Source organism: Pseudobdellovibrio exovorus JSS (assembly GCF_000348725.1).
Classification (GTDB): Bacteria; Bdellovibrionota; Bdellovibrionia; order Bdellovibrionales; family Bdellovibrionaceae; genus Pseudobdellovibrio; species Pseudobdellovibrio exovorus.
On the sequence record NC_020813.1, the window covers coordinates 619,378 to 639,175 of the forward strand.

Below are 19,798 nucleotides of genomic sequence, written 5' to 3' on the forward strand. Positions count from 1 at the left end.
AAAATAGCTACTGAGACTCCGTAATGATATAATCCAGCTCTAGACGGGGGTCAAGGTGGAAACCTATCTTTAAGTCGTTGATTTTCTTTAAGTTTCAGACCATTTTAGGGGGATGCTTCTATTAAAGGGTAAACCGGTTGCGGAACAAATCTATCACGATATCCGCCAAAGATCGCAAGCTTTGGTGAAAGCGCCACATTTGGCGGTCATCTTGGTTGGAAATGACCCTGCAAGCGAAGTGTATGTTGGTATCAAGGAAAAAACTTGTATCGATATAGGGTTTAAGTCGTCGCTATATAAATTGGCTGCAAATATTACAGAACATGAACTTGCAAAAAAAATTCATGAACTCAATACCGATACTGCGGTAGATGCGATACTTTTACAGTTACCATTACCTGCCCATTTGAACGCTAGAAAGCTGACGAATTTAATTGCGGTTCAAAAGGATGCGGATGGCCTGACAGCGCAGTCGTTGGGGTTATTAGTTTCAGCGCAAGCACAAGTGGCATCATGCACTCCATCGGGCATTATGGCGATGTTACGTTACTATCAACTATCCGTTGCGGGTAAAAAAGTTTTAGTTATTGGGCGCAGTTTAATTGTAGGAATGCCGTTATTTCATCTTTTGAATCAATCCAATGCCACGGTGACTTTGGCTCATTCAAAAACGACAGGCTTAAAAGATCTTGTTAAAGATTTCGACTTTGTATTTGTGGCCGCTGGTCAGCCTCACTTTCTAAAGGCCACTGATTTTAAAAAGAACGCTGTGGTGATTGACGTGGGAATGCATCGCAAAACTGAAGGATTGATCGGAGACGTAGATCCTGATGGCGCTGAAGGGCACTTGTCCGCTATGACACCTGTACCGGGCGGAGTCGGACCTATGACGATTGTAATGTTGATGTATAATACTTTGATTTTGTCAGAAAAGAATCGAGCGAAATGACTGAGTTACTAAAGAATCATTGGTACATGGCTTTACCTTCAAAGGATTTGAAAAAATCTCAGATGAAGCCGTTGGAAATCATGGGCGAACCTATCTTGTTTATCAGAACTTCAAGCGGTGAAGTTCAAGCCATTCGCGATATTTGCCCTCATCGTGGTATTCCCTTTCGTCACGGCCGTATGGTCGGCGATTTGGTTGAGTGCCCTTACCATGGTTGGAAGTTTGATGGTGGTGGTGTCTGCCGTGAGATTCCGTCTTTGACCTCAACACAGAAATTAGATTGCACAAAAATCAAAGTGAAATCTTATAAAATTCAAGAGCGCTATAATGCCATCTGGATTTTTATCGGAGACCAACAGTTTGATCAACAGCACTGCCCACAGCCTCCTGTTTTTGAAGGATTCCCTTTAGATGTAAAGCCTAACTTAATTGATATTGTCGAATTCCCTTGTCATATCGATCATGCCGTTATCGGCTTAATGGACCCTGCACATGGTCCTTATGTACATAAAAGCTGGTTCTGGAGAAGTTCAAAATCCAGTTATGAAAAACACAAAAACTTCGGGCCGGTTGAGTATGGCTTTCGCATGAAACGTCACGAGCCATCTAAAAACTCTAAAGCCTATAAAATATTAGGTGGCGAGCCTACAACGGAAATTACGTTTCGCTTGCCAGGCACTCGTGTAGAGCATGTTCAAGTTGGCGACAAAAGCTTCATCGCTGTCACAGCGTTGATGCCACTTAGCGAATCGCGCACGCAGGTCATCCAGATGGCTTACTGGAATATCCCATGGCTATCACTGGCGAAACCATTTATCTGGAGATTCTCGAAAGTTTTCTTGGGACAGGATTTGGATGCGGTGACCAAACAGCAAGAGGGTTTAAAGTACGATCCAAGTTTGATGCTAATTAACGATGCGGATACGCAAGCGAAGTGGTATTACTCTTTAAAAAAAGAGTGGGCTGACTCTGCAAATGAATCGCGTGATTTTAAAAATCCGGTGAAGGATGTCACGCTTTCTTGGCGCAGCTAAATGAGCATCTGTATTTACAGTCACTACTAGTAATGAGTTTATATGAAAAATTGGAAAATTAAAAAAGGGCACGACTTTCGTATTCGCAATCGTCATCCATGGGTCTTTTCGAATGAACTCTTGGACAGCCCTAAAGGAATTTTACCCGGTGAACCTATCGAGTTAACCGATATGCAAGGTCACTTCTTAGCGCGAGGTTATGGTAATCCTCATTCGTTGATTTCGTTTCGTGCGATGAGCTTTTCAACAAAAGAAAATTTTGACATGACGGCTGAGTTCTTAACAGAGCGTCTTTTGCAGGCGTGGCGATTTCGCCATCGCTCGGGATTTAGAAAAAGTTTCCGACTTTGCTACTCAGAAGCGGATCAGATGGCAGGCCTTATTATGGACCGCTATGTTTTTTCTAAAGAAGGTCAAGCTTATCAGGTGTTTTCATTCCAGCTTCTGACTTCAGGGATGGATCGCGCTTTTAAAAAAGACGATACATGGCAGATCATTGTGCAGTCCTTAGTGCAAAGAGCACAAGAAGAAGGCCTCAGTTCGATGGATTGGGAGCATACACTAATCCTACAGAAAAATGACGTCAGCATTCGTAAGTTAGAAGGTTTAGAGGTTGAAGAGCCGCAGATATTACGTGCGGTCGATAACTGTGACTTACATGATATTAAAATTGAAGTGCAAAACGTATTACAGCCAGAGCAGGATGTTTTCTTCGATGTGAATCTTGTAGAGGGACAGAAAACAGGTTTCTTCTTAGATCAAACCTTCAACATGAGGCTGGTTTTAGAACATTTGCAACGCCAGAAGCCTTATTTACAAGGGCGAAAAATAAAGCTCTTAGATCTTTGTTGTTACATGGGACAGTGGTCTTCACAGATCGTGAATAATTTGAAGTCATGGGGAGTCGACTGTGAAGTTCATCTTGTCGATGTCTCAGAACTGGCCTTAGAAAAAGCTAAAAACAATTTAGCGGCCTACGGAGTGCCTGTTTTCACCTATAAAAAAGATGTACTGAGCTTGGCTGAGGTCAGTGAACTCGCTTCGCAAAAATTCGACATCGTGATTTCTGATCCACCAGCATTTGTTAAAAATAAAAAAGATTTGCCGCAGGGACTGGCTGCGTATGCGAAGTTGAACACTCAAGCGTTTAAGATGTGTGCTTCTGGAGCTGTTATCGTGTCATGTACATGTTCTGGGTCTGTACAGTTAGATGATTTTAAAGAAGCGCTTCGTAAGGCGGTACTGAAGTCAGGAGCCAACGCGCGCTGTTTGGCCTATGGCGGGCAGGGATGGGATCACCCACACCTTATGAGCTTCACCGAGGGATATTATCTAAAAATGGTATTACACCAGATTGATTAATCAGTTTCATTTCTGTTGCGGTAAGCAAAGAAAGCCAGTGATCCGACTGAAATTCCGAAGAATAGCCAGACCCAAAACTGACTGACGTCTTCGGGTCTTTCTGCTGACTCTAATCCGAAATAATATACGGCTATTTTCAGCACGATCATAGATTGAAAGAAAGCCCATCCGTATTTAAAAAGTTTCCAGAAAGTTTTTTGTTCTTCTGTCTGTTTAATCTTGGGCTTGTATGTGATTGTTTTAAATCCCCATGAATTCTGAGTGTAAAAATCACGAATGACGTGAGCCCAAGCTGTGGATAAGTTTTCAGATTTGGAGTTCTGGGCTAAAAGTTCGGCGGCCTTTTGGGTTATTTGCAGACGATCCTCATTTGAAAAATAGCTATTGAGGTGTGTCGTTAGATCAGTCCAGTGATTTTTTACTATCTGCGCCAAATCTTCGTTTGGAGACATGGGACTAGAGGCATTCCCTCGGTCAGCAAGATGCGTGTGATAGCTTTCAATAAAAAAATCAGCAAATTCTTTTTCGGTTTTCACAGGGATACATTTAGCATATTTTATTCAAATGCAGAAGTATCAAATCAAGTTTGAAAATCCTTTTTATGCACTTTTTTTGACTTTACTCTTGGGTGTTCTTGTCGGCCTAGTGACAGCTGGCTTTCTAGCTGCACTTAATTGGATTGCCGGCTTCCATGCGCAACAGAACGTGGCGTTTCCATGGCATTTGTTTTTAATCCCTCTAGTTTTAGGATTAAGTGAATGGGTTCGTCGCCACACTTTATATTTTCCCATCAAAGTTTCAGAATTAAGATCACCGGCAAGACCTGAACAGTGGAGCAAGAAAATGTCAGGGCTTCACTTCTTAGGAACTTTATTATCCCATGTCTCAGGTGCCAGTGTAGGGCGCGAAGGAGCCAGCGTTCTTTACTCTGCAGGTTTTGTAAGAGCACTAGGATTACAGTGGTTTTTTTGGGGACCTATTGTATCGTCCATGGGGTTTGCTGCTGTTCTTGGTCAGTACTGGGTAGCACCGATCTTTATGTTTGAATTTTTTCAACGAACATCTGTATTGCAAAAAGTGTTAGGCCTTATAGGTTCTACTGTGGCTGTGTTGCTGATTCAAAGTTTGGGGTTGCCCCATTTGTTCTCGGGTATTCCGGTCGATTCTTTTGTTGGTGGATTTTGGGATAAACTTTTGCTGTTAATGATCTTAGGAATAAGTTCGGGGTATCTTATGCGAGCTTATAAAGCGATTCACTATCGCTTGATTTACTTCTTTGAAGAACGCCAATTTTTCTGGCGTCTTCTATTCAGTTTACTTTTAGTCGGCATTCTTTTTATTCCTGAGTTTAGAAAATTTCAAAGCTTAGGACTTGATCAGCTCAACAACTTAGAGCATTTGCAAGCGATGTGGTTAGATGCCCCTGTTAAGCTATCCCTGACTGTTCTTTCTGTCTCTTTAGGTCTATGGGGTGGGGAATTTATCCCACTTGTCTATGCTGGTGTTCATTGGGGACAATCTTTATTTGTTTCATGGGGACAGAGTGCAACCTTGGGAGCCCTTGTTGGAGCTTATTTATTATTCGCTGCTGCTACTCGTATGCGTTGGACCTCTTACGCATTACTTTTATTAACAGTGGGATTTTCTTGGTGGTTCTGGGGTTGGATTTTGATTACGTTTACACTTTGGTTTGCGGGCTCTAGAAGTCTGTATCGTTCCCACTAATTTTTTAATGTAGTTTTATTCAAAGTAGTCCGATGAATAGAAGGATATGTAAGGGTAAAAAGATCCTGATAAATGGAAAGCCGCTACAGAATTCTGCAAAGCAAGCTTATGAAATTGATTCTAAAATGTTAAAGTTATACGCCGACTCTTATCCGGTTATTCCTGAAAATAGTTATTTAGTTTTAGGTGATAACTCTAGTGGAAGTTTTGATGCGTCCCACTTCGGATTTATTGATCGCAAACAAATCGTCGGACGAGTGATCTTGCAATCAAAATCTTTGCATCCATCCCAGCCCTAAGTTCAAGTCCTGCAAACAACTGAGAGGGGTTTGCACTTTCGAGAGTACGTCTCGCTATGTGGGTACAGTAACCGCGGGTACGTGGAATGGTTCAACGATTCCTGTCGCTCATGGTGCTACTGGGCCCACTGGTGCTATGACTGTCAGATGTATAAGGTAATAGCCTCACTTTAGCGTGTAATATTTTCCCTCTGTGGAGCGCTATTCGATTTCGTAAACTCAGTAAATAATTGTTTTTCCCCCTAGGCTGTACTATAAAAAGTCCATCAGGGGGATAAACCTATGAATTCACAATTCAGTCTCATTTTCACCGCGATGGCGATTTTGACTTTATCTGCTTGTTCTCCGAAAAGTGGTTCTGGTGTTCGCGCGCAAGGTCAGACTGGTCCCAATCCTCAGGTGACGGACATTCTGAAGGGCAAGCCTTCCATTGAAAAACTCAATACAAAATACGGCGGTGAAAATGGTCAGGTTAAAGCCACGTGCACCCTGACAAGTGAAAAGGTCACAGCCGGAACTCCGCCAGTCGAAACACCTCAGGTTGAAAGTGCATCTTCAGTAAAACCTCCGGGCTTTGTGCCTCCGGTACAATATCCAGAACAAGATGTTGTTGTTTTCGATATTCGTGCTCAGTCAGAGGTGGATAAAGACCTATCCCAGCAAGTGGAAGTGGCTTTAGAGCACGAAAAAGAAGAACAACTGGTTAAAGTGAATATTGTATTAGAGCCAGTTAAGTTTGAAGAAGGCATCAGTTTAAGTTTAGGGCGTGTGAAGTACATTATGAAGCACACTCCTGTATTAGAGTACAAATACACAGTTGAGCTGCAAGGCACACCTGTGACACCTTCAGCGACAACATCGTATAAGATTTATGAAAAAGTTTTGACGAAAGATTTGTTAGCGCAAACTCAAATTGGTGCCGACAGTTACCAGCACTTTCTTTCGTGCAGTATTAACACCACAGTTAATGACAGTAATGAAGAGTTGGGCCGCGAGTTTCAGTCACAATGGCGCTGCATTGACTGCATGGGACCTCAGTAGACGTCCAGTAAAGTCGCAAAATGCCTCTTAATTTTGACTGACGCACCCCTAGAAAATTCACATTTTAGTCCAGACTTAGTCTAGATCGGGCATCTGAAGCAGGTGCCCGTTGAAAAAGTTTTGGTTTTTTCAAATAGACCCTCATAGACTGATTTTATGAAAAACACCATCCTTACAACAATTATTCTTGTATTAGGTTTCGCCGGTAAATCATTTGCACAGAATCTTGAGGCCAAGCCTTTAGATCTTTTAGTGCAACAACTAGAAAGCTCGAAGTTCACTTTTAAAGAAAGTGGCTTAGCGCATGGGTTCTTTAGTATTCACAGTTGTCTTTACGTCAGCGAAGAGTTTGCTGTGTTAAAGAACTACTGTGTACCTAAGAAGAAGTACCCTGCAAAAGGGTATACGATTTTCTCTAAGAAGTTTGGAGTGATTGACCTTTATCAAGAGCAATTGCCAGGAGTTGTTCAACGTGATGTGCGTATCAGCGTCTTCCCTGAAAATCTTTATCAAGTGATGAAGTCGCCGATGCCATCATATCGTATTAAGACTCTTAATGCGGTTTCGGATCATTTCTATAAATTGCGTGGCCCAGCTTGCTGGTCAACAAACTTCAGCCGCTATACAGAGCAGGCTGAATATCAGTGCAATGTTGGCTTAGATACAGTTTCTGGCTTTTTTGATTGGGCAGATGAAACTCAAGCTTTAGCGGGTAGCGACGCTGATTGGAATGCTCTTTTCAATAAGTTAGAAAGAATTTTCCCTAAATAAGCTTAATCAAATTAAAACTAAAATCCCTTTTGAGAGGCTTCAAATATAAACTCATTTGAAGTCCCTCTGATTCTGAACATGCGATCCGTCGTCATGTAGAAGACTTCTCCATTCGACTCTTTAAAAAATGCCGCATTTAAAAATTCAGCTTCTTCACCTGTAGTTTTATAGCTCATGTACTGCTGAGCTGGGTCCATAACTGTATTCGGTGATTGATTAAGAACCACTTGGCATTGCGTTCGTCCAAGGCTACACGCAAGATTGAAGCCTTTATTGGATGTTTTAATCCCTTTGCCTTTGCCCCATGGAGTATCTTGCTCTGGAAGATCTAAAAGAGCATAGAGCTTTTTAAAATCATCATCTGTGTTGCCTGTGATATCTTTTTCTAAAATCAACGCTAAAGAGTTTCGATTCATAGGTAAAAATCTTAATGAAGTAATGGCATTAGCGAATAAAGGGGCAATAGCAAGTAATACTAGAATCAAGATTTTCGGCATGTTCAAACTCCTAAGTCATTAGTCTAGGAAGAGTTGAAGGGCTTGTCATGACTTCCGGCATCTTAAGTATTGGCTTTAAAACTCCGAAAATAAGGGCAGGAGAATTCATGAAAAATATAAATTCAGCATTGATCGCATTGGCCTTAGTTATGATTTTACCCCTTTCGGGCATGGCCGCAGAAAAACAAGAGTACTGTGGCTACCCTCAAAAAGAAGACAGTAGTGTGGTTATCGTTAACAAGGGTTCTATTAAGGTTGTAGATGCTGAGTCAGCTCAAGCATGGGTTGTGAAGAACAGCGGTGTTTGTTCGTGCTTTAAAGCTGAATTAACTGAAACCACGGCGCGTTTTGATTATGCGATTGAAGGATCACTTGAGCCGAAGAAAGTAAAGGCGCCACACAGTTCTTGTGAGCGTATCAAAAACGAAACTAGCGATCTTGAGATCAACGACTAATTTGATCGATTAATGAGTCATATTACGGACAGTGCTTAAGATAGAGCGGCACTGTCTTTCTGTTATGTCTGTACCCACAGCCGGACGCACTTCTGGCTCTGATGGATCCATGTCATATTGACGTTGATGAGAAAGCCCATTTCCGCGTGGCTCTGGATAAATTAAAACTCGAGTTGTGAGTATATTATCTGGCGGGCAAGGGCGGTAAGAGTCCTGTTTTTCATCCCAGCAGGTGTGCGGGGATTCATCTTGAATAAAAATATGGGCCAATTCATGGGATACAATTCGATTTGAATTATGACATTCGCGCGGTCCCGTCGAGACACTTCCCATAATCACGCGGTTTTGGACCCACGGCAGAACAAATTGATTCAGTTGGTGGTCTGTATTTTTTGAAAGATGAAAGCTATCGGTCATCTGGATGTCAGGAAAAGCAAATCCACACATATCAAAGTTATCGACCACAAAAATACTGACTTCATTTTTCTTTTGGGTTAGTCGCTGTGTCGTTGTCAGTTCAAACATATCTTTTTGATAGAATCTAAAAAAATAGGTCTGGTTGTTATCAACCTGAGCTGAAACCCAGCTGGGTTCATTGCGAAAAGTAGGACCACTTTTTTCAGAAGAGACATCAGCACGAGTGATATTCGCGTTTAGGCGGAAGCCGCAACGGCGTTCAAGGAGTTCATTAAAAAACTCAACACCTTCGTGGATACGTGTTTCATCAGCATGGGAAACGCGATTGACATTAAAAATTTTAAAATTGATATCGTAAGTTGCAGATGTAGCTTGTGCTAATAAACAAAAAGTAAGTGGTATAATAAAGCTCAAGGTTTTTAACATGACGGCAGTATAATCGCGCAGGGCTCGGATCACAATGTCTACAGATTTGACAGGTACCTCTTACAGAAGTGTCTACGAGATATAAACCTACGACTGAGTGTTGCCCTATTTGGTCTCTGTCATGTGTGTTCGACAGGTGGGATTTTTCCATAGTTTTTCCATGATTTTTCCACGATTCCTAATTTTCTAACTATTCTAAATGCTTAAGAAAAACCAGAAAAATAGGCCTCTGGCTTGCTTTGCTAAAGTGTATTGAACAATTAAATTGGAGGAACTTATGAAAAACATATTTTTAGGATTAGTCTTAGCTTTAGTAGGTTTTGGTTGTGCTCAAGATAAACAGACAGCCTACACGACGACAGCAACACCACAATACACTTACATGAATGGATCTTGTTATGACTACGCTAACATGGTGTATGTGGCCAGCAGCTACTGTAGTTCGACAACGGCATCAACAGGTTACGTCTATAATAATGGATACTGTTATTCGACAACAACAGGTCAGTATGTAGATAGCTCTTACTGCTCAACAACAACAACCGGAACAACCAATACAGGATATGTCTATTACAATGGTTACTGCTACTCAACGACGACAGGGCAATATGTTTCAACAGCGTATTGCAGTACGACCGGCACTACCGGTACAACTGTAGGTGGAACTGGTGGCACTTGCTACGGAACTTATATTTATTCTCAAGGTGGTTATTATCAGTATGTGCAATGTTCTGGCTACAATTGTCGTGGGTACATGTTGATTCAAGCCAACACAGGTCAAACAGTTTACTGTCAGTAACATAAGAATTGGGACTTGTTAGAACGACGAGTATTTTTGACTCTACGAAAATGTGAATTTGGTACTTAGATACAATATATACAGAGCTAATGATTTTTAAATTTGGCAAGAGCCTTGCTTTAGATGGTTTTAATAACGGGTTACAAAAAGGAGAACCATTATGAAAATCACAACATCGTTAATCGTCTTAGCTCTAGCAACAGGTTTAATGACAAGCTCTTTCGCACATGCAGAAGAAACTGTAGGTGAAAAGGCTGCGGCCACAGCAACTAAAGCTAAAAATGCAACTAAGAAAGCTTATCGTAGCGCTAAAGATGAAGTCTGCGAAATGATCAATGGCAAGATGGAGTGTTTACCTCAAAAAGTAAAACACAAAGCTCAGAATGCCGCAGACAGCGCAGAAGCGAAAGCTAAAGAGGTAAAGAACAAGGTGGATTAACACCTTGTTCTTGGCCGATTTTTTTAACATCAGCCAAGGAGGTTGTTATGTCAGAGATTCATGGAAGTTATGATATGGGGCCCAGTGTTTTATCACCTGAAAATGTGGCTCCAAAAACTGCTGAAGTGCAGGATTTAGAACGCATTCTACGCGGAGAAATTTCAGCAGTAGAAGCGTATAAGCAAGTTCTTGAAAAATACTCGACCTATGAAAATGCAAATTCATTAAGGCGAATTCTTGTCGAACATGAAAAGGCAGTTGATTTTTGGAAAAAACAACTGCGCTCGCAAGAGTCGTTTGTTGAGGAATCTTCAGGCCCTTGGGGAACTGTCGTTGAAACTTTTGTCGGAGCGGCAAAGTTATTTGGTGATGGGCCCACTTTACGTGCCTTGAAAGAGGGCGAGGAGCATGGTCTTAACGAATATCAAGATTTGATTGAAAATGGAAATGTCAATTTTGAGTCAGAATCTTTCATTAAAACTATTTGTTTGGATCAACAGCGATTGCACATCGCAACTTTGGATAGTCTTATTATGATGAACAAGGTTTAATCCTCGTTTAATCTTCAAGGAAAAAATCAGCGAAAGCATTCAGAATCGTCTGGCGGCGTAGATTAGTGGTAGAAACTGTCACTGGTCTGCGCCGTTTCTTTTTCATCTTCTGATAAATCCTGCATTGGCATGCCGTCCTGATCAAACCAACTAAAATTAAAAAGGGGAGTTATGGGATTTGAAAAGAGGAAAAATCCCCCATGATTTTCCACTGAATACTTTAAAGTCGGTTTAATTACAGTTCAGATCTAAATTCGGCTGGCAACCCAATTGCTTTTAGTAAAGTCAAACTAACGTCATCGAAAGGAAGTTATATGAATCCATCAACTCTTCAGAAAGAAACAGAAAAAAAACTCAACGGCGCAGCTAAGGAAATTGGTAATGCTGTTGAAACAGTATCAGATCGTCTAGAGAAATTTTCTCACGACGCTGGCCAACAGGTTGGCAACTTCGCTTCAGAGTTTTCTGAGCGCGCATCTGAGTACGTAGGTACTAGCAGAAGTTATATTAAAGAGAATCCGATTCAGGCTGCTGCGATTGCGGTCGCTGCAGGGGCTGCAATTGGCTGTTTATTAACGTTGGCTGCCCGTCGCCGCTGATAAACACTTTGTAGCCGCAAACCAGTGACGCCAAAACGTCACTGGTTTATTTTTTAAACCACCTCTCAGAAGGAGAATAAAATATGTTATCTTTAAATAAACTGGTCATGCCCTTATTGCCTATGATTTTACAGTCATTGACTGGAAAAAGTGATCAAGCTGGTAACATGGTTTCACAAATGCAACTCTTAAGTTTAGTTTCCTCTGAAGTTAAAAAACAAATGTCGAAGTTAATATTAAAAATCTCGTTTGCTTTAGTCGCGACAGGTGTTTTGATTTATTCGTTAATTATATTAGCGCAATATGCTCACACATTTATGCAGACCTACGAAAATGGTCCTGTGTTTTCTGTTATTTTCTTTGCAGCACTAACGGGACTGTGTGTTTTCGGTCTTTTTATGATGTTCCGCGAAGAGCCACCTCCGGCACCAGTTAAATCATTTCAGTCACTGGGACGCTCTTTCAGTTTTGAAAAAATATATACCAACTTTTTAGAAGGATTAGCTCAAGGTATCGAACACAATCAAGAGGTGCATAGAACTGAAAAAACGGGTTCTTATAGACCTTCAGAGGAATCCGACAGTGCTCAACAGTCATTTTTCAAAAAAGATGATGAGTATGCTGCCTTAGAACGTGACTATCTAAGAAGCTTCGGTGATAGACGCCGTCCTGAGCCGCGCAATAGTTACGATATGAACTAGATCACTAATGGATCAGTTACTGACCGATCTTTAAAATATACTCAGCAATAATTTTTAACTCAGCATCGGGTAAGGGCATCGGAGGCATCTGCGGATAGTCCGGGCGCTTTTTACCGGGTGCTTTTGTCCATGCGACAATGCCATCAGGGTTTCCCGTATAGATCTTAGCAATCTCTTTTAATGGTGGTCCCACCAAGCGTGTATCCAAACCATGACAGGCAAAACAAGCATGGGACAGCTGTTTTCCCCGTTCCAGTAAAGTCGACTCATCCAGTGGACCCGATTCAACTAAGGCCTGCAGTGCAGCTTGTTCTTGGGCTTCTTTTACCAGCTTCTGATAAGCTATGGTTTTTTCAGCCACTGCTTTTTTGTGATGTGAAAGAGCCTGCTCACGATAAAAGTGACGGCCAGAGGCCATACACAGAACAGTTAATCCCAATAAGCTCGCAATTTTAATAACTCGACTTCCGGCAGTGCCGGTTTCCTGTACTTCTTTCCACATCAACCAAATGGCAGGCACAGCGATAAATACTCCTGAAAAAATCGTCACCAGCATTTTCATGCTCAGCCCATGTGAGGGCAGGGATATTAAAACCAGTGGCCCAATTAGAAATTGCAAGGCGGTTACAATTAAAGCGATGACATAAAATTGGCGTATAAAAAAGGATCTGTTTTCTGCTAAGGAAGATTCAAGTTTGGCAAAAGTTTCGTATTTAAACATCCAAACTAAAAATAAAGAGGTGACGCTGATACAGGCCGCCATAAAGTGTAAGTAGCGCGTGAACACACTAGGAAGCATCATCGCAGAAACAAAGCCTTTTACTGCCGCCCACTTTTCGGGGAACAGCATCAGATTGATATTGGTCAGAAAAACAAGAGGAATAAACAGAAAGATCGCAACCACTATGGCGATGATTGAAATATGGATTGTTTTGTGTTGCTGCAATATAGTCCATGTGTACTTGTGCAAATAAGTCAGTAAAAAGGCTACGGCGACTGAAGGAACAACAAGCATCCAAACAGATCCTGTTAAAGAGTTCGCTGCGTAAAACCAAACTGTGTAAAGCACATTGATGATCAGCAAAGGAGCGACGCCCAGTACGACGGCCATACTTTTATTGACGGTGATTGTTTTGGCGATGAACAAAGCCAGCTCGTCGTAGATTTTATTTCCTCGTCCGCGAATTTCATAAATAAGAGCAAAGATAGCGCCACCGACCATTAGGTTAACAAATAGCAAATGGGCGATGAAGGAAAGGACTAATAAAGTTTTTAAAAAAACTTCGGCGGCCGGTAGCGGCAAAGGAATGTCATGTGGGATAGGAGTTTTCATTTAGCGGGTTTCCTTCTTGTCTTCTTCAGTTGAAATACCGATAACTTGCACGCCTTCAAACGGTTCTTGGCTGTATTGTAAAGAGATCAGATATTTTGCAAGTGCCTGTCGCTCTTTTTCATTTCCGGGAAATGGAGGCATAAAAATACGGGTTTGATGCATAACTGCAAGATAGTTGGTAATAGTCTCCACATTCCAAGGGTTGCTGCCGTACATATGACTTAACTTAGTGACGACTGAATTCACTCCGTTAACTGTGTGGCATCTGGTGCAAGTGAGATTGAAGACCTCGCGTCCGGCAGCGAGTTTATTTTGTTCTGTTATTTCGCGTATAGAGACATAAGGTGCGTGTTTTAAGATTCCATCACGTTGTAATAATGGGTAGTCATCTTTACGAAAGCCATTGGCATACAGATAGTTACCGATAACGTAGGGTTTACGAATAAACTCACGCGATCGTTCAAATTGCCCCATAAAAATGATGAAAATAATAAAAGGAGTAACCATTACCGCTTTAGAAAGTCTACCGGTCTTGATGCCTTTCAATGTCAGTAATAAAACAAACAGAATTGCAATAACAATGGTATAAAGCACACCTTTATACCATGAAGTGAACTCTTGTGTTGTCAGGGCCACATTAAAATTGGCACGCATAGAATCCGGTATTGCCTGTAAGTACCAATAAGAACCCAAACCTAAAAAAGGCAACCAGGCTAGAATCCATTTTGAAATAAACTTGGTCGCTTTTTTTCTAAAGTCGTCACTGACTTGTGTAAAAGCCAGAACCAAGAAGGTTGAGCCTCCGGCCATGACCATGGCCAAAGGCGTTCGGAATGCCAACTGCGGTAAATAGATTGGATTAACAAAACCAGATAAGAAGGATTTATCAGTCAGCCAGTTACCTGGATCCATCATAAAGGCAAGAATAGCCACAATGATGGCCATTGTTAGCCATGACGTTAAAGCGAGGTTAAAACCTAAGCGAACATGACCTCGCTTGCGATCATTGACCCATTTATCCCATGTTAAATAGTAATACAAAATCAGAATCACTTCGGTGACAAAACAAATCCACTCTGTGAACCAGGCCCAGAAAAAAACGCGGATTAAGCTGGCAATAGAGGTGGGATTAACTAACGATGCCGAAAACCAAATTCCCACACCGGTCATGGCGCCGACAGTAGTGGTGATCAGAAAAAAAGAAAATAAAGTTTTTTTAGCAAAGCGATCCCATTCGGGATCATAAAGACCTTTTCGTTCCATGCATGCGATGATCAGCATGCCTCCTACCGCAAGGGCATGTGTGATCACAACGTGGGTTATGGCAACAATTGCAATAAGAAGGCGATTACCAAGAAAGTCTAAATGATATAAGGGGAAATCCATGCCCCCTTATCGAATATAAAAAAGATTTAGAAAATGCCACATGAGGTTGCATGCAACTGTCCGTGGCGCAACACTAGATGGCTTCGTCTAAGATGCGATCCCAAATTAAAAAGAAAAAACTAATAAGTAGCATGAATAGCCCAGAAATTATAAAGGCAAAATAAGAATGAAAACTTGCGTGTTGAATCATGTTCAACGAGCCACCAAATGGAGTAATAATCATAATTGAACCACCTAAGACAATAAGTCCACACCAAGCGAATACTTGTGAGGCTGAAAAGAATGAACTTACACTTGGTTTTTGTCGCACATAAACATTTAGATAAATTAATGGGACAGCTAGGGTTATGATACTGGTTTTGAAGTTTTCAAACATACCACTCGTTAATAATATTTTTCCACTACCGACAGATGTTATGCAGACAAGAACTAACGCTAAAAGTAAGATCATGTGGGCCGCCCATTCCCCACGTGAAATGATTAGCAATGCATGATTACGCCAGCGATAATTCAGGATCGTTCCCAGTGAAGTAATGTATCCAGCTAAGCCGACAGATAGAAAAAACTGATTTAACAAATATAGTAATTGAGACCTATCAGAGGCTTCTGTGATACTTTGAAACCCTGTCAGCATGCAAAGACCTGATACCACACAGATAATAAGAAGAGGTTTGCTGCTGTCTAATTTTGATGCCACCAATAATCGTAGGAAAACTGTTGTAAAAACACTAATTAAAAACATTTGGTCTAAAAAGTCTTTCGCTGGCAATGTTATGGCATAAAGATTATTCGTAGATCCCCAAAAAAATTGCGTGCTTTGTAAGACAAACAGGCACAGGCCAATGCCAATAAGCGAAGTTAGCAACACTGAAGGAATTTTTTCGATTAAGCTTTGTGAGGATTGATGAGCTCTTTGTTCTACAATAATTAAAGCGGATGAAACTATAGATCCCAATTGCAGCAATAAAAAGAACAGTTGCCCTTGTTCTGGAGCTTGTTCTAATCCAAAATATGTATAGTGATGGTATAAAAAAGGATAGAAACAAACACCAATAAATAAAATACTTTGTAAGAAGATAATAGTAGTCACAAGCTTTAGGTTTGGAGGACTATCCTTTTGATATGAATTCATCATAGAGAGTGCTGGAACCCCAACAATAAATAATCCGCAAGAGAGTACGACATTTATGAATGTATGAAGTATTTCTATATTAGACGAGTATCCTGTAAAAGTACGTACAAGCAGTATAAATGCTAAAAGGCAGCCTAAAAGCGTCCAAATAAATGGTAGATTACGATACAGACGGTGGAGTGATATTTCCATAGAACCTTCTTTCGTGACAAGAGTAATCATGGAAATGAGTCAGAGGAATGCAGCAAATTGCGGCGCAGTAGAGATGTCGTAAGTTTATAAAAATTATTTTTATTTAGATTGAGTTTATGTATATTTTTTTAATTTTCGTTGAAGGCTTTGGCGATGTAACCCTAAATCTTTAGCGGTCTTAGTTATATTGCCTTCGTTTTTTGTCAGCAAGAAATCTATATATTCATGTTCAACCTGTGAAAGAGAAGGCGCTTTAAAGTCTGGGTCAGCTTGAATCCTTTGTCCTAAAAGAGCTTTTTCAATTTCATAGAAACTGGCTGGTTTTGTTAGGTAGTCAGTTGCTCCTCTTTTCATAGCCTCCACAGCAGTCGAAACGCTGCCGTAGCCAGATAAGATAACTAAAGAGCAAGTGGGTGAATTGGATTTGATCAGTTGAATAGCATCTAAACCAAACTCTCCACATAGACGTATATCTACTAAGGCATAATCAAAAAATTCTTTTGGAATTTCAGATATTTTCGATGCTGTGACAACTGTATAGCCATGATCAGTGAATTCCTGAGCTAAGCTTTTTGAAAGATTAATGTCATCGTCTAAAATCAGTAAATGACGAGTAGTCTGAATCATACAGCTCCTTTAACCGAGGGCCACTGTAAAATTACACGTCCTCCGGATTCGTAGTTTTGAATGATTAGGTCTCCACCAAGTGACTGTGCGAACAGCTGTGAGGTGTAGAGGCCAAGCCCTGTGCCGTGGGATTTTGTTGTGATAAAAGGTTCACCGAATTTTTCTAAGACTAAAGAGGGAAAGCCTGTTCCTTGATCGCTGAATGTTAAAATATGTAATCCATGAAGAAGTTGATGTTGAATTATTATAGGCTTAGCAGGAGCCGCCTCAGCGGCATTATCTAAAAGATTTAAAATCACTTGTGCGAATGTCAGAAGGGGAACAGAGACGCGATCTGTTTTTTCTATTTTCAAAATAACAGTCACTTCGGGATGTTGTTCTTTCCATGTGTCGACGATGTCTTGTATGAATTCAAGCGTACTGACTGTTTTGTTTTTGAAATCGCGCGTATCCATCTGTGAGGAATTCATCTGATGAATCACTTGCTCGCATGAACGAATAGCGGCTAAAGCTTCTGTTAAGTCCTCTGCGTACTGGGGAACTCGTGCCATGCGTTCAAGTCGGATTTTTGCTGTATTCAGTGGGCTTGCAAACTCGTGGGAAAAACCAGCGGTCAGTGCCCCTAGAGCTCTAAGACGATCTTGTTTTTCGGCCGCCAACCGCGCTTGTGCATTCCACTGATGTTGTTTAGCAAGGTAGCCACCGAGGGCATGCATGACGACCCAAAAGCTAAAGATCAGTAAATGTGAAATACAGATAATAACAAATGTCTGTAAGTCGAAAGGGTGGTTCAAAAGATAATACATTTGCAGCAGTGCTAGAAATGCATGGGTTAAGACAAGGAATGGCCAGCCCAATGATCCGGGCAGAAGAATGGCGCCCAACGAGGCGTTCAATAGAAACAAGACAATGAAGGGATTTTCGAAGCCACCGCTGCTCAGTAACAAAAGTGAAAGAGCTGTCAGATCGAATGTCAGGTGCAAGCCGATCATATAGGGTTCTGCAGATGTTTTACGATGATTCCACACTAACTGCATGAACAGATTAAATAAAAAGACAGTGCTGATGATACCGATGTAAATAGGAAGATTAGATCTTTCTAGATAGCCAAAGATGAGGTTCGGTATGGACATGGTAAAAAATAAGAAGACAGCCATCCAGCGTAATTTAATCAGCCAAAGAATTTTAGTCAGTTCTGGATCTGATTTCTGATAGGGGAATTTAAAAAGATTTAAACTCTCTTTAAGCAGAGATGATACGGAGGCGTCTTCCGAAGTTATCGAAAAAAGCCTCGTGCGAATAGACTGCAAAGCACTTAACGCATTCACAGCTAAGACATAACGTAGAATTATTATTTTGGCGACTATTGATAATTGATGCAACGAATTGTTGCGTCAATTAAAGAGTAAACAGAACTGTCTTAAAAGATCCAGTTCGAACGTAACATCCATAGAAAAACAAGACTGGCCATTACAATAGTAGAAGCTTTCAAGGTCAGCTTTCTTTTTTTCTCTAAATGGCGGCTATTATGTTTTTTTAAATAGGGAATGAACAGAATTAAAAAAAGGAAAATTATGAGTGATCTTTCAAGAAAGATCAAATCAGGGTAATCAGCCATGGGGGCCTGTACGGGATCTGGCAGTGAATTTGGTACAGTCTGCGGGATATACCATACCGAAGATATTTTGAGCTGGATAAAATCAAAAAAACTCATGTTATCGCCAACCTTTTAGGTGTTCTTTAATATGTTTATATTTAGGTTAAAAAAACATGGAGTAAAAAATATATAAAAATCATATCTAGCTCTGTGTGTGTAAAAAAGAGGTAAAAATTGCGTTTTTTACATATTTTTAACACTCTTACCAATGATGATAGTTCTGTTCACATATTAAAAAGGAGCAGAACATGGGTACTCAAAAACTACAAAAAAATAAAATTTTATCAAATTTAAAAAATACGAAAAGCGGTCTGATGGCTCTTTTAACAGGGACAGCTCTTATCATTCCCAATCAGGGGTTCTCGGCGACAGATAGAAAGATCACATGGTCAGGATATGTTGATACACAATATGCTTTTGACTTCAATTCTCCAGCGAATGGGGACCGAGCATTTACAACTCAGCCGGCCAGAAATAATGAGTTCAATATTAATCTTGGATTTATCGAAGTGCGTTCGGAATCTACAAAAACACGTGGGCGTTTCGCTTTACAAGCGGGTACAGCTGTTCAGAGTAATTATTCTTCTGAACCGACGCGAGGATCTATCAGTGGAGGAGAACTTTCACGTCATATACAAGAAGCGCGTATGGGATACGCGGTTGGACAAAATACATGGATTGATGCCGGCGTATTTTTTGCCCATGTGGGTTCTGAATCATGGATTTCAAAAGACAATCTGACTTTAACGCGTTCACTCGTTGCGGAGTTCTCGCCTTACTATCTATCTGGCATTAAACTTACGCATGCATGGTCTGAGCGACTCGTCTTACAATTACTTCTTACCAATGGCTGGCAAAATATGTCTGAAAATAATACCGATAAAAGTTTAGGAACGGGTATCGAATATTCATTGGATAAAGTTATTTTGGTGTATAATACAATTTTAGGGAACGAGATCTCGGGTGATTTAAATGAAACACCACGAAACAGTGAACTTCGTCATTTTCATAACTTTATTGTAAAGAGCAAATCGCTAGAGCGTATAGAGTGGGTTGTACAAGCCGATGTTGGATTTCAACGTAAACCCAATAGCTCTAGTTATAGTTCATGGTGGGGAACGACAGGGATGGCTCGTTACAAGTTAAATGAAACTCAAAAGATTTCTGGGCGTATCGAGCATTTTGAAGATCCAGATCAAATTGTTTTAGTTACAGGTGCAACTGAAGCCTTGAATGCAACGGGCGCATCAATTGGGTTTGATCAGATCTTAGATGAAGATTTTTTATGGCGTAATGAAATTCGTTATTTGTCGGCAACAGATTCCGTTTTCCCAGAAGGAACTAATTCAACTTCAAAAGAAAACACAACACTTACAACCTCATTGGCATTCTCATTTTAAATAGGA

22 protein-coding genes are annotated in these 19,798 nt (G+C 40.8%); 14 read left to right on the forward strand and 8 right to left on the reverse strand.

Annotated features, from left to right (window positions below; genetic code table 11):
* The first annotated feature begins 112 nt into the window (after nt 1-112).
* From A11Q_RS03155 to A11Q_RS03165, 3 genes are read left to right on the forward strand one after another with little or no spacing between them, the layout of a single operon-like run.
* Nucleotides 113-949, forward strand: a complete 837-nt coding sequence (locus A11Q_RS03155; RefSeq protein WP_015469342.1) for a bifunctional 5,10-methylenetetrahydrofolate dehydrogenase/5,10-methenyltetrahydrofolate cyclohydrolase — start codon at nt 113-115, stop codon at nt 947-949.
* Nucleotides 946-1,983: an aromatic ring-hydroxylating oxygenase subunit alpha gene (locus A11Q_RS03160; protein ID WP_015469343.1), complete on the forward strand. Its 1,038-nt coding sequence runs from the start codon at nt 946-948 to the stop codon at nt 1,981-1,983. Before A11Q_RS03155 ends, A11Q_RS03160 begins: the two co-directional genes overlap by 4 nt.
* Before the next feature lie 42 nt (nt 1,984-2,025).
* On the forward strand, nt 2,026-3,345 hold the full coding sequence (locus A11Q_RS03165) for a class I SAM-dependent rRNA methyltransferase (RefSeq protein ID WP_015469344.1): 1,320 nt from the start codon (nt 2,026-2,028) through the stop codon (nt 3,343-3,345).
* Here the strand turns inward: A11Q_RS03165 and A11Q_RS03170 are convergent.
* Nucleotides 3,342-3,881: a hypothetical protein gene (locus A11Q_RS03170; protein WP_015469345.1), complete on the reverse strand. Its 540-nt coding sequence runs from the start codon at nt 3,879-3,881 to the stop codon at nt 3,342-3,344. The genes A11Q_RS03165 and A11Q_RS03170 overlap by 4 nt on opposite strands.
* A gap of 28 nt (nt 3,882-3,909) precedes the next feature.
* Here A11Q_RS03170 and A11Q_RS03175 point away from each other — a divergent pair, with 28 nt between their 5' ends.
* The 4 genes from A11Q_RS03175 (at nt 3,910) to A11Q_RS03190 (ending at nt 7,181) form a co-directional block, all read left to right on the forward strand.
* Nucleotides 3,910-5,070: a chloride channel protein gene (locus A11Q_RS03175; protein ID WP_015469346.1), complete on the forward strand. Its 1,161-nt coding sequence runs from the start codon at nt 3,910-3,912 to the stop codon at nt 5,068-5,070.
* 32 nt (nt 5,071-5,102) lie between these two features.
* On the forward strand, nt 5,103-5,369 hold the full coding sequence (gene lepB, locus A11Q_RS03180) for a signal peptidase I (RefSeq protein ID WP_015469347.1): 267 nt from the start codon (nt 5,103-5,105) through the stop codon (nt 5,367-5,369).
* Between the two features lie 282 nt (nt 5,370-5,651).
* Nucleotides 5,652-6,410: a hypothetical protein gene (locus A11Q_RS03185; RefSeq protein ID WP_015469348.1), complete on the forward strand. Its 759-nt coding sequence runs from the start codon at nt 5,652-5,654 to the stop codon at nt 6,408-6,410.
* A gap of 156 nt (nt 6,411-6,566) precedes the next feature.
* Nucleotides 6,567-7,181 carry a hypothetical protein gene (locus A11Q_RS03190; RefSeq protein ID WP_015469349.1) on the forward strand — a complete coding sequence of 205 codons (615 nt, stop codon included), beginning with the start codon at nt 6,567-6,569 and terminating at the stop codon, nt 7,179-7,181.
* Nucleotides 7,182-7,198: 17 nt separating this feature from the next.
* Here A11Q_RS03190 and A11Q_RS03195 read toward each other — a convergent pair whose 3' ends face one another.
* Nucleotides 7,199-7,678 (reverse strand): hypothetical protein, encoded by a 480-nt coding sequence (locus tag A11Q_RS03195; protein WP_015469350.1) that lies wholly within the window; start codon nt 7,676-7,678, stop codon nt 7,199-7,201.
* Nucleotides 7,679-7,785: 107 nt separating this feature from the next.
* On the opposite strand from A11Q_RS03195, the gene A11Q_RS03200 reads away from it, so the two are divergent.
* A complete protein-coding gene (locus A11Q_RS03200) occupies nt 7,786-8,133 on the forward strand; it encodes a hypothetical protein (RefSeq protein ID WP_015469351.1) in 348 nt (115 codons plus the stop codon).
* Nucleotides 8,134-8,142: 9 nt separating this feature from the next.
* Here A11Q_RS03200 and A11Q_RS03205 read toward each other — a convergent pair whose 3' ends face one another.
* Complete coding sequence (locus A11Q_RS03205; protein WP_015469352.1) at nt 8,143-8,976, reverse strand: hypothetical protein; 834 nt, start codon at nt 8,974-8,976, stop codon at nt 8,143-8,145.
* A gap of 277 nt (nt 8,977-9,253) precedes the next feature.
* On the opposite strand from A11Q_RS03205, the gene A11Q_RS03210 reads away from it, so the two are divergent.
* The 5 genes from A11Q_RS03210 (at nt 9,254) to A11Q_RS03230 (ending at nt 12,065) form a co-directional block, all read left to right on the forward strand.
* Nucleotides 9,254-9,775 (forward strand): hypothetical protein, encoded by a 522-nt coding sequence (locus tag A11Q_RS03210; protein WP_015469353.1) that lies wholly within the window; start codon nt 9,254-9,256, stop codon nt 9,773-9,775.
* A gap of 160 nt (nt 9,776-9,935) precedes the next feature.
* Entirely contained in the window at nt 9,936-10,214 is a 279-nt protein-coding gene (locus A11Q_RS03215; RefSeq protein ID WP_015469354.1) for a hypothetical protein, read from the forward strand.
* 47 nt (nt 10,215-10,261) lie between these two features.
* A complete protein-coding gene (locus A11Q_RS03220) occupies nt 10,262-10,765 on the forward strand; it encodes a DUF2383 domain-containing protein (RefSeq protein ID WP_015469355.1) in 504 nt (167 codons plus the stop codon).
* A 314-nt stretch (nt 10,766-11,079) separates the two neighbouring features.
* A complete protein-coding gene (locus A11Q_RS03225) occupies nt 11,080-11,364 on the forward strand; it encodes a glycine zipper domain-containing protein (protein WP_015469356.1) in 285 nt (94 codons plus the stop codon).
* An 83-nt stretch (nt 11,365-11,447) separates the two neighbouring features.
* Nucleotides 11,448-12,065, forward strand: coding sequence for a hypothetical protein (locus tag A11Q_RS03230; protein WP_015469357.1), 618 nt, complete (start codon nt 11,448-11,450; stop codon nt 12,063-12,065).
* A gap of 16 nt (nt 12,066-12,081) precedes the next feature.
* On the opposite strand, the gene A11Q_RS03235 is transcribed toward A11Q_RS03230, so the two are convergent.
* The 5 genes from A11Q_RS03235 to A11Q_RS03255 all read right to left on the reverse strand — a co-directional run bounded on the left by A11Q_RS03235 (nt 12,082) and on the right by A11Q_RS03255 (nt 18,063).
* Nucleotides 12,082-13,398, reverse strand: coding sequence for a c-type cytochrome (locus A11Q_RS03235; RefSeq protein ID WP_015469358.1), 1,317 nt, complete (start codon nt 13,396-13,398; stop codon nt 12,082-12,084).
* Nucleotides 13,399-14,784, reverse strand: coding sequence for a c-type cytochrome (locus A11Q_RS03240; RefSeq protein WP_015469359.1), 1,386 nt, complete (start codon nt 14,782-14,784; stop codon nt 13,399-13,401). It lies immediately after the preceding gene.
* A gap of 73 nt (nt 14,785-14,857) precedes the next feature.
* The gene (locus tag A11Q_RS03245; RefSeq protein WP_015469360.1) at nt 14,858-16,108 is read right to left on the reverse strand and encodes a hypothetical protein; all 1,251 of its coding nucleotides are present in this window, start codon (nt 16,106-16,108) and stop codon (nt 14,858-14,860) included.
* Nucleotides 16,109-16,222: 114 nt separating this feature from the next.
* Entirely contained in the window at nt 16,223-16,735 is a 513-nt protein-coding gene (locus tag A11Q_RS03250) for a response regulator transcription factor (RefSeq protein ID WP_015469361.1), read from the reverse strand.
* A complete protein-coding gene (locus tag A11Q_RS03255; RefSeq protein ID WP_015469362.1) occupies nt 16,732-18,063 on the reverse strand; it encodes a sensor histidine kinase in 1,332 nt (443 codons plus the stop codon). The genes A11Q_RS03250 and A11Q_RS03255 overlap by 4 nt, the downstream gene beginning before the upstream one ends.
* Before the next feature lie 577 nt (nt 18,064-18,640).
* On the opposite strand from A11Q_RS03255, the gene A11Q_RS03265 reads away from it, so the two are divergent.
* Nucleotides 18,641-19,792, forward strand: coding sequence for a porin (locus tag A11Q_RS03265; RefSeq protein ID WP_015469364.1), 1,152 nt, complete (start codon nt 18,641-18,643; stop codon nt 19,790-19,792).
* Nucleotides 19,793-19,798 lie beyond the last annotated feature (6 nt).

Coding starts and splice junctions, on each gene's coding strand:
- A11Q_RS03155 (WP_015469342.1), top strand. CDS start 113: ATGCTTCTATTAAAGGGTAAACCGGTTGCGGAACAAATCTATCACGAT.
- A11Q_RS03160 (WP_015469343.1), top strand. CDS start 946: ATGACTGAGTTACTAAAGAATCATTGGTACATGGCTTTACCTTCAAAG.
- A11Q_RS03165 (WP_015469344.1), top strand. CDS start 2,026: ATGAAAAATTGGAAAATTAAAAAAGGGCACGACTTTCGTATTCGCAAT.
- A11Q_RS03175 (WP_015469346.1), top strand. CDS start 3,910: ATGCAGAAGTATCAAATCAAGTTTGAAAATCCTTTTTATGCACTTTTT.
- lepB (WP_015469347.1), top strand. CDS start 5,103: ATGAATAGAAGGATATGTAAGGGTAAAAAGATCCTGATAAATGGAAAG.
- A11Q_RS03185 (WP_015469348.1), top strand. CDS start 5,652: ATGAATTCACAATTCAGTCTCATTTTCACCGCGATGGCGATTTTGACT.
- A11Q_RS03190 (WP_015469349.1), top strand. CDS start 6,567: ATGAAAAACACCATCCTTACAACAATTATTCTTGTATTAGGTTTCGCC.
- A11Q_RS03195 (WP_015469350.1), bottom strand. CDS start 7,678: ATGCCGAAAATCTTGATTCTAGTATTACTTGCTATTGCCCCTTTATTC.
- A11Q_RS03200 (WP_015469351.1), top strand. CDS start 7,786: ATGAAAAATATAAATTCAGCATTGATCGCATTGGCCTTAGTTATGATT.
- A11Q_RS03205 (WP_015469352.1), bottom strand. CDS start 8,976: ATGTTAAAAACCTTGAGCTTTATTATACCACTTACTTTTTGTTTATTA.
- A11Q_RS03210 (WP_015469353.1), top strand. CDS start 9,254: ATGAAAAACATATTTTTAGGATTAGTCTTAGCTTTAGTAGGTTTTGGT.
- A11Q_RS03215 (WP_015469354.1), top strand. CDS start 9,936: ATGAAAATCACAACATCGTTAATCGTCTTAGCTCTAGCAACAGGTTTA.
- A11Q_RS03220 (WP_015469355.1), top strand. CDS start 10,262: ATGTCAGAGATTCATGGAAGTTATGATATGGGGCCCAGTGTTTTATCA.
- A11Q_RS03225 (WP_015469356.1), top strand. CDS start 11,080: ATGAATCCATCAACTCTTCAGAAAGAAACAGAAAAAAAACTCAACGGC.
- A11Q_RS03230 (WP_015469357.1), top strand. CDS start 11,448: ATGTTATCTTTAAATAAACTGGTCATGCCCTTATTGCCTATGATTTTA.
- A11Q_RS03235 (WP_015469358.1), bottom strand. CDS start 13,398: ATGAAAACTCCTATCCCACATGACATTCCTTTGCCGCTACCGGCCGCC.
- A11Q_RS03240 (WP_015469359.1), bottom strand. CDS start 14,784: ATGGATTTCCCCTTATATCATTTAGACTTTCTTGGTAATCGCCTTCTT.
- A11Q_RS03245 (WP_015469360.1), bottom strand. CDS start 16,108: ATGGAAATATCACTCCACCGTCTGTATCGTAATCTACCATTTATTTGG.
- A11Q_RS03250 (WP_015469361.1), bottom strand. CDS start 16,735: ATGATTCAGACTACTCGTCATTTACTGATTTTAGACGATGACATTAAT.
- A11Q_RS03265 (WP_015469364.1), top strand. CDS start 18,641: ATGGGTACTCAAAAACTACAAAAAAATAAAATTTTATCAAATTTAAAA.